This is a genomic window from Pseudonocardia sp., assembly GCF_025965585.1.
Lineage (GTDB): Bacteria > Actinomycetota > Actinomycetes > Mycobacteriales > Pseudonocardiaceae > Pseudonocardia.
The window spans coordinates 1-10,616 of the sequence record NZ_JAOPWR010000328.1 but is presented as its reverse complement, the minus strand read 5'-3'; the positions used below and the strand labels follow the sequence as shown (position 1 = coordinate 10,616).

Genomic DNA, 10,616 nt, shown 5'->3' with positions numbered 1-10,616 from the left:
GTCACATGATGCCAACATCGGGATGGCGTACCCGTTTCCGCAGACCGGGGGCCTGAGATGGTCGATCTCGAACCGCGCAACTTCCTGCGACCCTGTCTGCTGCTGCTGCTCAAGGAGCGCGCCGACCACGGCTACGAGCTGGCGGCCCGGCTGCGTCCGATGCATGACGGCGACGGCGACTCCACCGGCGTGTACCGCGCTCTGCGCGGCCTCGAGCGGCAGGGGCTCGTCCGCTCGGAGTGGCGCATGTCCGAGGTCGGTCCGCCCTGCCGCACCTACCATGTGACGCCCGAAGGCCTGCGGAGTCTCGATGCGCAGGCCCACGACCTGATGGCTCTCCACGAGGTGCTGCACCTGTTCATGGCGCGCTACGAGAGGATGGCGGTTCCGGGGTCCGTGAGCAGCGCCGTGCCTCAGGACGACGCGGTCGCCGCCGGCGGCGCGCGCGCAGGCTCGAGACCACGGTCGGGTCGCCCTTCGGGGCGGTGAGCAGGCCCGTCAGTCCTGGGCGTGCCGTGCCCGCAACCATCCGTACCAGTCGCCGAGGCCGTCGCCGCGGGTGGCCGACACCTCCAGCACCTCGATCCCGGGCCGGGCGCGACGGGCGTTCGCGACGCACGCGGCCACGTCGAAGTCGACGTAGGGGAGCAGGTCGACCTTGTTCACCAGCATGAGGTCCGCGGTGCGGAACATGTGCGGATACTTCAACGGCTTGTCGGCGCCCTCGGTCACGGACATGATCACGACACGGCCGGACTCGCCGAGGTCGAACAGCGCCGGGCACACCAGGTTGCCGACGTTCTCCACGAACAGCAGCGAACCGCGCTCGGGCGCGAGGGCGCGGATGCCGTCGGCGACCATGTCGGCATCGAGGTGACAGCCCGCCCCCGTGTTGATCTGCACGACCCGGGCCCCGGTGGCGTCGATCCGTTCGGCGTCGAGCAGGGTCTCCTGGTCGCCCTCGAGGACCGCGCAGGGCAGCTCGGTCCCGAGGTCGCGGATCGTGCGCTCCAGGAGGGTCGTCTTGCCCGAGCCGGGGGAGCTCATGAGGTTGAGCGCCAGCACGCCGAGCTCGGCCAGCGTGCGCCGGTTGCGGTCGGCGAGCCCGTCGTTGCGGGCCAGGATGTCGATCTCCAGCGCGACCGTCCGGGCGTCCGGCTGATGCCTGTGCCCGTGCCCGTGCCCGTGGTCGTGGTCGTGGTCGTGTGGCGGGACCGACGCACGCGGGTCGGTCACGCGCGCGCCGGTGCCGTCGGAGCATCCGCAGGTCGCGCACATCTCAGACCACCTCCACCTCTCGGATCCTCAGCTCCGACCCGCCCCGGACGTCGACGTCGGCGCTGCCGCACGCGCACAGCGGCAGCACCTCGTCGGTCTCGAAGGCGCTGCCGCAGCTGCGGCACTCGGCACGGCCGGGCGGTTCGTCGATCTCCAGCACGGCGCCCTCGCACGTCGTGCCGGCGGCGACCAGCTCGAAGCAGAACCGCACCGAGTCCGGCACCAGCCCCGAGAGCCGCCCGACCTCGAGCCGGATGCGGCGGACCGGCCGCTCGTGCATCCGCTCGGTGACGGTCGTGACGATGCTCTGGGTGATCGACAGCTCATGCATCGGCGGGCGAGGGGTCCCAGTCGGCGTTGCCGGTGACGAAGTCCAGTGACGCCGTCGCCTCGGACCTGTCGATCAGCTCCATCGCGAAGCCGACGTGGATGAGCACCCAGTCGCCGACCGACACCCCGCGCGTCCCCGGCTCGCGCAGCATGCCGATGTTCACCGGCCGCTCGGCCCCCTCGACGCGCACCATGGCCAGGTCGTCGCAGCCGTCGATGAACGCGACCACCTCCCCGGGGATGCCCAGGCACATGGCGCCTCCTCACATCCTGCTCAGGGCGCGGTAGCGGGCGATCTCGTCGCGCGACTGCACGACCAGCACCGCCGCGCCGGCCGCGGCGGCCGCGGCGGCCAGCAGCAGAACCTTGCGGATCACGTGAGGGCTCCTTCTTCGGTCATGAGAGCGGTGACGAGCGCGGTCACGGCCCGTGCCGCGGGTGCGACGGCGGCGGCGACCGGCGGGCTCAGACCGATGCCGTCGGTGACGACGGCGGGCTCGCAGCCGACGACGAGGACCCGCCCGACCGGACGTGTGATGCCCATCGACCCGGCCAGGCCGTCGAGCAGGGAGAGCACGGAGGCGGGATCCATGCCGTGCGCGTCCAGTGCGGGTACAGGGGCGGCATCGCGGGGGGCGTCGAGGTCGTGCTCGAGCGTGTGGACGGTGCCGGGCTCGCTGCCCCGCTGCACGGCGTCGACGATCACGAGCACGTCGTAGCCGTCGAGCAGCTGGTAGGCCAGGTGCATCCCCCGGATGCCGGTGTCGACCACCTCGACACCCTCGGGGAGGGCGCCGTGCAGCGCGCGCACGACCTCCACCCCGAACCCGTCGTCGGACAGGAAGACGTTGCCGACGCCCGCTACCAGGATCCTCACGGAGCGGCCTCCAGCTCGTCGGGCCGGAAGTAGCGGAAGCGGCCGTGCGCGAGCTGCATCTCCGCCGCGGGGTCGCCGTCCACCGACACCGCGACGTGCACGCCGCCGTCGACGTCGTGCACCACGGCCTGGACGGTGGCGCGCATGCCGTCGAGGAAGCGGTCCTGGGCGTCGCTGCTCCGCCCTGGTCGCAGCACGACACCGCTGCCCCGGGCCACGTCCACGCCCCCGACCGGCACCGAGTCGGTGTCCGGGTCGACGGCCGCGTCCTGGCCCGGGTCCCACCAGGGGACCTGCTCGGGCGGCGCCTCCGACGGGCTGTCCGCCCCGGCGGGGCGCAGCGAGCGGATCGCGCCGTGCAGCCGCTCCAGGATCTCCGGCGGCAGGGCGTCGACCGCGTCGATGATGCCGGCGGCGCGGGGGTCCGTCGCCCGCGCCTCGGCTTTCTCCGCGTCGGTCAGCACCAGCGTGCGCAGGGTGAGGATCTCGTCGTTCTCCAGGCCGTCGAACAGGTTGATCGTGCTCTCCGGCGCGAGTTGCGGGTGGTCGGCCAGGATGATCGGCGAGGACAGCACGAGGTCGCTGAGCTCCGCCGGCCCGGCCAGCACGGGCCACGTGTGCTCGTTGATGCACGCCGCGACGGCGGGCGCGGCCCACTGCGGGGGGTCGGTGAGCGACAGGAACGTCCCCGGCCGGGCCGCGATCATGGTGTGGGCGGCGATCAACGACGTGCGCAGCACCTCCTCGCGCGGAGCGCCGGAGGAGCACCGGCCGTCGTTGACGATGTCGAGCCGCAGCCGGTGCACGAGGTAGGGCCCGGGGAGGTCGGAGAGGGTGACCACGATCCGCCCGGTGACCGGCCAGCACTCCCGCACGAGCAATCCGGCGGCCACGCCGTCGGCATCGCGGAGCTCCTCGGTCTCCCGGAACCCCGGGAAGGCGACGGGCAGGCTGCACCGGCCGGTCAGGAGGTCCTCGACGGACAGCACCCGGTCCACCTGCCGGACGACGCCCTCCTCGAAACGCAGGTGGCGCTGCCCGTCGACCACCAGCTCGGGCACCTCCACCCCGTCCGGGGTACGCAGCGAGCGCGCCTGCAGCTGCAGGAAGCGCAGCCGCAGGTGCAGCTGCGACCCTGGTCCCGGTTCCAGGAGGCACTCGGTGCGGTTGCGCGTGGGCTCGGTGCCGTCACCGGCGGGGGTGAGGACGCCGAACTGCCAGCGCAGCCGGTTCTTCTGCGCCGATGCGCGGTAGGGGTAGAGGAGATAGCCCTCGAACAGCACGGCGTCGGCGACGGCGGCCATCGCGTCCAGAGCGGGATCGGGCTGGAGGCCGGTCACTGCTCCGCCTCCTTCAGCAGCCGCTCGACGGTGTCGTCCCAGGTGGGGATCACATGTGCGGACCGGTAGGCCGCCAGGGCGTCGATGGTGCGGGTGTCGAGCCGGATCCATCCCGAGCCCGGGTAGTGCTCGTCCATCGCCGCCCGCCACGTCGCGATGGGCAGCCGGAAGCTCGCCTCCTCGCTCCACGACACCAGCCCGAGCTGCACGCCGGTGGGGCCCGCGTAGTAGACGGTGCCCGAGAACAGCAGGAGCAGGGGGACCTCACCCTCGGCCAGACCGTGGAAGTACTTCGTCGCGGCGATGTCGAGGTCGTAGGTCAGAGGCACGGGCAGCTCCACCGTCGTCTCACCGGTGAACCCGGTGACGGTGATGCCGATCGTCGCGAGCTGCAACGCGTTGAGCGTCTCGCCCCAGCGGGACGGCTCGCCGAACAGCGCCACCAGCTTCGCCTGCTCGTCGGGGGTGTAGGTGCGGCCGCGGGGCTCGATCCGGAGCTGGCAGCGCAGCGCCACCGAGTGCACCCGGGCGCCGCTGTCGTCGGTGATCCGCAGGTCCAGCAGCAGTGACGGGCCGGCCGCGAACGGCTCGGGCCGCGCGCCGGTGCACGCGAAGCGCAGCACGTCAGCGCTCCGGGGCGAGCGCTCGCGCGTTCTCGTGGAGCGCGTCGAAGAAGCCGTCGATCTCCCGCCAGGCGTCGGCTCCTCCGTCGAACCCGCGCCAGTGCAATCGCACCAGCCCGACCAACCGGTAGCAGGCGTCGACCGGGACCAGCAGGCAGTCCGACCGGCCGTCCTTCTCCCGGCGCACCAGCAGCGCCTCGACGTCGGGCTGCAGCTCGGCGGCGAGCCGGCCGCTGCCTATCCCCGTGGTCCACGCTTCCAGGCCCAGCTCGCTCTCGGTCGCCCCGGCCGGGCTCGGGTAGCAGGCGATCACCGTGCCCTGCGCGGAGTTGTGCAGGAAGAACGCCATGCCGACCGGGATCTGCAGCGCGTCCCACTGCGCGTCGGTCAGCCGGAACCCGGGGTCGGCCAGGTACCGGTCGGGCACCCGCCGGTAGCCACCACCACCCGCCCCGGGGTTGTCGAACAGGAAGCCGCACGGCCCGCAGGCGCACAGCATCCGGCGTTCCGCGACCTGCACGAGGTGCGGGTGCTGCGAGGGCACCGGGGTGGCACACAGCTCGCAGACCTCCTGCGCCGGTTCCCGGTCCGCTGTGTCGACCAGGAACCGGCGCAGGGGCGAGAGGGACGTCACGACGTGACCCTCTCCGGTGGCCGCACCCCGATCTGCAGCAGCGGAGGGCCCGGTGGCACGGCGTCGAAGACGACGCCCACCACCTCAGGCGCCAGCTCGCTGATCGAGGTGGCGACGACGTCCTTGACGGTGTCCGTCCCGCAACCGCCACCCGTGATGCGCACGTGGACCTGCCCCTCGGCGTCGATCCCGTCCAGCGCCACGCCGGAGCCGTGGGACCCGAGCCTGCGGCGTGCGGTGTCCATGGCGTGCTCCAGTCGCTGCTCGACCGGCACCGGGTGCAGGTCGTGCAGGGCCAGCAGCCCGGCCACGAGCGGGTCCGCCGCCATCCGGTGCACGATGGTGTCCCCGGCGCCGGCCCGGACGACGGCAACCATCCGTTCCAGGCCCGCGCCGTAGAACCGCATCAGCACGCGCACGAGCTCCTCGGCCGCGTGCCCCACGGCCGGTCCGCCGTCGGTCGTGATCGCCTCCAGAAGCTCCTCGATCCGTCCCGCGAGCCCCTCCGCATCGAGGTCGGTGGACGCCATATCAGATGGTGTTGAGCATCGATGGCGAGATCATCTTGTCCAGGGACACCCCGTCGCCGGAGTACATGTGCACGCCGCAGGGCAGGCACGGGTCGAAGCTCCGGACCGCCCGCATGATGTCGATGCCCTTGAAGTTCTCCGACCGGCTCTCCTCGAAGATCGGCGTGTTCTGCACGGCGTCCTCGTAGGGCCCCGGGGTGCCGAAGGAGTCGCGGACGCTGCCGTTCCATGGCGTCGGTGGGTACGGGTGGTAGTTCGCGATCTTGCCGCCGCGGATCACCATGTGGTGCGACAGGACGCCGCGCACCGCCTCGGTGAAGCCGACGCTGATCGCCTCGTCCGGGACGACGAACTTCTCCCAGGTCTTCGTGTGGCCGCCACGGACCTCGGCGAGCGCCTTCTCGACGAAGTGCAGCGCGCAGGCGGCCGCGTAGGCCTGGAAGTAGGTCCGCGCCCGGTTGCGCTCGATCGCGTTGGACAGCGGCCTGCCCGCCTTGTCCGTGGGGCAGTGCCACTCGAAGCTGGCCTCGGGCCGCAGGATCGTGCGCGGCAGGTTGATCTTGACGCTGTGTCCGGTGGCCTGGATCTCGTCGAAGTTCACGAGCCCGGCGAGCGCCGTGGCCCACAGCCGGGCCAGCGGTCCGCCGCCGGTGTCGAGCGCGAGGTGGTCCTTGCCGTCGAACCAGCGTGGCGACATCGTCCAGCTGTACTTGTCGTCGAAGTCGCGCTTCTGCGGGGCCGGGATCGTGTGCTGGTTCCACGGGTGGCGCTTGTCGACGGGATTGCCCAGCGGGTCGTGCGTCGCGAAGACCTCCTGGTCCTCCCAGTCACGGTAGAACGAGTGGCCGAGCAGGATCCGGATGCCCAGGTTGATGTCCACCAGGTCCGTGGTCACGAGCTTGCCGTCGACGACCACGCCGGGCGTGACGAACATCTTCCGGCCCCAGTTGCTCATGGTCCGGTACTGGAAGTCGCAGTACTCCGGGTCGTTGAACGCTCCCCAGCAGCCGAGCAGCACACGCCGGCGGCCGACCTCCTCGTAGCCGGGCAGCGCCTCGTACATGAAGTCCCAGAGGTCGTCGTGCATCGGCAGGCAGCGCTTCATGAACTCCACGTAGCGCATCAGGCGGGTGTAGTAGTCGGTGAACAACTGGATCGTGGCCACCGTGCCGACGCCGCCCGGGTAGAGCGTGGAGGGGTGCACGTGGCGGCCCTCCATCAGGCAGAACATCTCGCGTGTGTAGCGGCTGACCTGCAGCGCCTCGCGGTAGAAGTCGCCGGTGAACGGGTTGAGGGCGCGCATGATGTCGCCAATGGTCTTGTAGCCGTGGTCGGCGCCGTGCGGGGCCTCGGTGCGGTTCGCCAGCTCCAGGACGCCGGGGTTGGTCTCCGCGATCATCTTCTCGCAGTAGTCCACCCCGACGAGGTTCTCCTGGAAGATGTTGTGGTCGAACATGTACTCCGCGGCCTCGCCGAGATTGATGATCCACTCGCCGAGGTGCGGCGGCTTCACGCCGTAGGCCATGTTCTGGTTGTAGACCGAGCAGGTGGCGTGGTTGTCGCCGCAGATCCCGCAGATGCGGCTGGTGATGAAGTGGGCGTCGCGGGGGTCCTTGCCCTTCATGAAGATCGAGTAGCCGCGGAAGATCGACGACGTGGAGTGGCACTCGGCCACGCGCTTCTGCGAGAAGTCGATCTTCGTGTAGATGCCGAGGCTGCCGACGATCCGGGTGATCGGGTCCCAGGCCATCTCCACGAGGCCGGCCTTGTCGGCGTCGATGTCGGAGGGTTTCGCCTGCGTGGTGGTCATGGTGTCACCAGGCCTTCTGGTAGCCGGTCGTCAGCTCGCGACTGTTCTTGCGCCACATGGGTTCCTTGTCGAGCTTGCGCTCGGTGATCTTGCGCAACCGCCGGATCACACCGCCGTAGGCTCCGCTGGCCGCGCCGGAGACCAGGCTTCCCGGGGGCGCGTCCATGAAGGGCATGAACTTGTCGGGGAAGCCCGGCATGGTGCAGCCGATGCAGATGCCGCCGACGTTCGGGCAGCCGCCCACACCGTTGATCCACCCCCGCTTGGGCACGTTGCACTTGACGACGGGCCCCCAGCAGCCCAGCTTCACCAGGCACTGCGGCGAGCCGTACTCCTTGGCGAACTCACCCTGCTCGTAGTAGCCGCCGCGGTCGCAGCCCTCGTGCACCGTCTGGCCGAAAAGCCAGGTGGGCCGCAGTGCGTCGTCGAGCGGGATCATCGGCGCGCTGCCCGCCGCCTGGTAGAGCAGGTAGAGGATGGTCTCGGACAGGTTGTCCGGGTGGGTCGGGCAGCCCGGGACGCAGACGATCGGGATGCCGGCCTTCGACTTCCAGCTCCAGCCCAGGTAGTCGGGCACGCCCATCGCGCCGGTCGGGTTACCGGCCATGGCGTGGATCCCGCCGTAGGTGGCGCAGGTGCCCACGGCCAGCACGACCAGCGCCTTGGGGGCGAGCCGGTCGAGCCACTCACTGGTGGTCATCGGCTGGCCCGTCTCGGGGTTGTTGCCGAACCCGGACCAGTAGCCCTCCGGCTTGATCTTCTCGTTCGGGATCGACCCCTCGACGACCAGGACGAACGGCTCGAGCTCACCGCGATCGGCCTTGAAGAACCACTCGATGAAGTCGTTGTTGCCGCCCACCGGCCCGTTGTCGAAATCGATCAACGGCCAGTGCACGGCCACCTTCGGCAGCCCCGGGAGCGCCCCGAGGGCGATCTCCTCGATGCTGGGCTGGGTGGCCGCGGTGAGGGCGACGGAGTCCCCGTCACAGCCCAGGCCCGCGTTGATCCAGAGGATGTGGACGACGGGGTCGTCCGTCTCCGTCGAGCCCTGCTTCGGCGCTGACATGATGCCGCCCCTCGTGGCCTGCTCCAGGGCATGGCCGGTGCCGGCGATGATTGCGGATCACTGTTTCTAGTAGGCCACCACCGGCGGAGTAAGGGCCGCCCGCATCTGCTGACACTCCGTCCCTAGATGCGCGGCACACCTAGGAAGGCCCCGCGGCCGGGGGGAGCAACGAGGTCTGGACCGGTCAGCCGAGTGCCGTGAGCAGGCTGAGGAGTGCCGGCTTCTCGGTGGCGGCGTTCGGCGACGCTGCCCGGACCTCGCGCAGCACGGTGTCGATCCTGCCGTCGATGTCGGTCCACGCCGCCTCGTCCCGAGGCTTCAGGCGTGCCTCGGCGTCGTCCCACTCCACCTCGAGGTCGTCGGCCCGGGCCGTCGCTCCCGACTGGTCGCCCGCGTCGAGCAGGTCGAGCATGTTCTGGGTGGTACCGCGGAAAACCGAGAGGTCCCCGAGCGGTGAGAGGCGGGCCGTGGGGCTGCCGCCTCCGGGTGTCGGAGTCGCGTCGGCGGTGGTCGTGGTGTCGGCCTGGAGCGCGGACGTGCGCAGGGCGTATCCCGTTCCTCCCGCCACGACGACGAGCGCCACGACGACGATCGTCTGCCACAGGCCCCCGCGTTCCGTGGCGTCGTCGGTGTCGAGGCCAGCAGCGGTGATGACGTCGGCCTTCGTCACCGCGAGGTAGGCCACGATGCCCACGATGCCGACCACGAAGATCAGGCTCGTCACCGTCGCGCCCAGCCCGAGCCCGCCCAGGCCGGAGGGCTGTGAGAGGTAGTCGCCGATCGACGCTCCGAGCGGGCGGGTCAGGACGTAGATGAACCAGAAGGCGAGAACGGGGTTGAGCCCGAGGCGCCATCCGACGGCCATGACCGCGATCAGGGCGGCGACGATGGTGCCGGTGACCAGGTAACCGAGCCCGAGCACCTCGGCCATGAGGTCGCCGGTCGCCGTTCCGAGCGCGAAGGTGACGAGGATGGCGAGCCAGTAGAAGGCCTCCCGTCGCCGGGTGACGATGGAATGGATCGAGAGCGTCTTCTCGGAGCGGTACCAGGCGAGGAAGGTGAGGGTGAGCAGCACAGCGAAGAGGAGGGTGCTCGCCTCGAGCGGCACACCGATGTTGTCAGTGAGGTTGTCGGTCACCAGCGTGCCGAAGACGCTCACCAGCGCCACCGTCAGCCAGTAGGTGCCGGGCCGGTACCGGTCGGTCCGGAACTGGAGGACGAGCGCGACGACGAGCAGGACCCCGGTGACGACGGAGACGCCGGTCAGGCCGAGGTTCAGGCTGACGTTGAGGTAGTCGGCGGCCGATTCGCCGACGGTCGTGCAGAGGACCTTGACGATCCAGAACCAGAGGGTGACCTCCGGGACCTTGTTGAGGATCTGGCGGCTCGGGGCGAGGGCGTGGTGTGAGGTCATCGAGCTGTTCTCGGTCCGTTCGTCTCGGTGGCAGGACGCGGCCCAGCCGTGCCGGTGAGGCGGGGTAGACCCAGGGGAGTGTCCGGGCGGTGGGGAGCTGGACCAGGCGAATCGGACGCTAGGAGACGACGGGTTCGCTCTCGGTCTGCCGGAGGTGAACTGCCGGCAAAACCTGGGGCCGGTCGGCACTTCTTGCCGTGCCATGACCGGCGGTCGCCATCCGGGGCGGAATGGCCGCACGCACCCGAGGGTCGCGTGCGGCCATGTCGGGCTACCGAGAGGGTGGTCAGCCCTGGACTGGCCCACCAGAACCATGTGGGGACGCGCCGCCTGCTCCCTCAGGCCGACCGGTACGCCCCTGCTTGCGCCGTCCAGGCCGAGGCGCCGAGCGCGGCGCTGCCGACACCGTGAGGGGCATGTCGAACGACGTCACGGCCGCCCCATGATCGACGAGATCGCCATCGAGCGTGTGCGCCTGTTCTGTCCGGATGAGCACTGGGAGCAGGTCGTCGACTACGACGTGGTGCGCTACCTCGATCCGGACGGTGGGACGTGGGAGTTCTACTCGGTCAACGGAACCCCCACGATGTCGCCCTACACGCCGGACGGACGGCCCCTGTGCCCCGTCTGCGGACGGGCGACGGACGCGGAGCTGCTGGCCCGCAGGCTCGTGCCCGTGCCGGCCGGAAAGGGTGGCAGCCGGTGGGAGGACCG

At 70.6% G+C, this 10,616-nt stretch carries 13 protein-coding genes; 2 read left to right on the top strand and 11 right to left on the bottom strand.

What is annotated here, in order from left to right; genetic code table 11:
• Positions 1-57 precede the first annotated feature (57 nt).
• The gene (locus JWR81_RS20045) at positions 58-489 is read left to right on the top strand and encodes a PadR family transcriptional regulator (protein ID WP_297654967.1); all 432 of its coding nucleotides are present in this window, start codon (positions 58-60) and stop codon (positions 487-489) included.
• Between the two features lie 9 nt (positions 490-498).
• Here the strand turns inward: JWR81_RS20045 and hypB are convergent, their stop codons facing one another.
• The 11 genes from hypB to JWR81_RS19990 all read right to left on the bottom strand — a co-directional run bounded on the left by hypB (position 499) and on the right by JWR81_RS19990 (position 9,902).
• A complete protein-coding gene (gene hypB / locus JWR81_RS20040) occupies positions 499-1,278 on the bottom strand; it encodes a hydrogenase nickel incorporation protein HypB (protein WP_297654963.1) in 780 nt (259 codons plus the stop codon).
• Between the two features lies 1 nt (position 1,279).
• Entirely contained in the window at positions 1,280-1,609 is a 330-nt protein-coding gene (locus JWR81_RS20035; RefSeq protein ID WP_297654959.1) for a hydrogenase maturation nickel metallochaperone HypA, read from the bottom strand.
• Entirely contained in the window at positions 1,602-1,862 is a 261-nt protein-coding gene (locus tag JWR81_RS20030) for a HypC/HybG/HupF family hydrogenase formation chaperone (protein WP_297654956.1), read from the bottom strand. Before JWR81_RS20030 ends, JWR81_RS20035 begins: the two co-directional genes overlap by 8 nt.
• A 119-nt stretch (positions 1,863-1,981) precedes the next feature.
• Positions 1,982-2,485 carry a hydrogenase maturation protease gene (locus tag JWR81_RS20025; protein WP_297654953.1) on the bottom strand — a complete coding sequence of 168 codons (504 nt, stop codon included), beginning with the start codon at positions 2,483-2,485 and terminating at the stop codon, positions 1,982-1,984.
• Positions 2,482-3,825, bottom strand: a complete 1,344-nt coding sequence (locus JWR81_RS20020) for a hypothetical protein (protein ID WP_297654950.1) — start codon at positions 3,823-3,825, stop codon at positions 2,482-2,484. The genes JWR81_RS20025 and JWR81_RS20020 overlap by 4 nt, the downstream gene beginning before the upstream one ends.
• On the bottom strand, positions 3,822-4,448 hold the full coding sequence (locus tag JWR81_RS20015) for a DUF6084 family protein (protein WP_297654947.1): 627 nt from the start codon (positions 4,446-4,448) through the stop codon (positions 3,822-3,824). Before JWR81_RS20015 ends, JWR81_RS20020 begins: the two co-directional genes overlap by 4 nt.
• Before the next feature lies 1 nt (position 4,449).
• A complete protein-coding gene (locus JWR81_RS20010) occupies positions 4,450-5,082 on the bottom strand; it encodes a DUF5947 family protein (protein ID WP_297654944.1) in 633 nt (210 codons plus the stop codon).
• Positions 5,079-5,612, bottom strand: a complete 534-nt coding sequence (locus JWR81_RS20005) for a NifU family protein (protein WP_297654941.1) — start codon at positions 5,610-5,612, stop codon at positions 5,079-5,081. Before JWR81_RS20005 ends, JWR81_RS20010 begins: the two co-directional genes overlap by 4 nt.
• Position 5,613: 1 nt before the next feature.
• Positions 5,614-7,422, bottom strand: a complete 1,809-nt coding sequence (locus JWR81_RS20000; RefSeq protein WP_297654938.1) for a nickel-dependent hydrogenase large subunit — start codon at positions 7,420-7,422, stop codon at positions 5,614-5,616.
• Between the two features lie 4 nt (positions 7,423-7,426).
• Positions 7,427-8,488 carry a hydrogenase expression protein HypE gene (locus JWR81_RS19995; RefSeq protein ID WP_297654935.1) on the bottom strand — a complete coding sequence of 354 codons (1,062 nt, stop codon included), beginning with the start codon at positions 8,486-8,488 and terminating at the stop codon, positions 7,427-7,429.
• Between the two features lie 184 nt (positions 8,489-8,672).
• Positions 8,673-9,902 (bottom strand): hypothetical protein, encoded by a 1,230-nt coding sequence (locus tag JWR81_RS19990; RefSeq protein ID WP_297654932.1) that lies wholly within the window; start codon positions 9,900-9,902, stop codon positions 8,673-8,675.
• Between the two features lie 442 nt (positions 9,903-10,344).
• Here JWR81_RS19990 and JWR81_RS19985 point away from each other — a divergent pair.
• Positions 10,345-10,616: hypothetical protein (locus JWR81_RS19985; RefSeq protein WP_297654929.1), on the top strand; the 272-nt coding region annotated here is incomplete at its 3' end.

What these genes read in the sequence shown, in the direction of transcription:
- JWR81_RS20035 (WP_297654959.1), bottom strand. Translation starts at nt 1,609, where the DNA reads ATGCATGAGCTGTCGATCACCCAGAGCATCGTCACGACCGTCACCGAG.
- JWR81_RS20005 (WP_297654941.1), bottom strand. Translation starts at nt 5,612, where the DNA reads ATGGCGTCCACCGACCTCGATGCGGAGGGGCTCGCGGGACGGATCGAG.
- JWR81_RS20045 (WP_297654967.1), top strand. Translation starts at nt 58, where the DNA reads ATGGTCGATCTCGAACCGCGCAACTTCCTGCGACCCTGTCTGCTGCTG.
- JWR81_RS20030 (WP_297654956.1), bottom strand. Translation starts at nt 1,862, where the DNA reads ATGTGCCTGGGCATCCCCGGGGAGGTGGTCGCGTTCATCGACGGCTGC.
- JWR81_RS20000 (WP_297654938.1), bottom strand. Translation starts at nt 7,422, where the DNA reads ATGACCACCACGCAGGCGAAACCCTCCGACATCGACGCCGACAAGGCC.
- hypB (WP_297654963.1), bottom strand. Translation starts at nt 1,278, where the DNA reads ATGTGCGCGACCTGCGGATGCTCCGACGGCACCGGCGCGCGCGTGACC.
- JWR81_RS19990 (WP_297654932.1), bottom strand. Translation starts at nt 9,902, where the DNA reads ATGACCTCACACCACGCCCTCGCCCCGAGCCGCCAGATCCTCAACAAG.
- JWR81_RS19995 (WP_297654935.1), bottom strand. Translation starts at nt 8,488, where the DNA reads ATGTCAGCGCCGAAGCAGGGCTCGACGGAGACGGACGACCCCGTCGTC.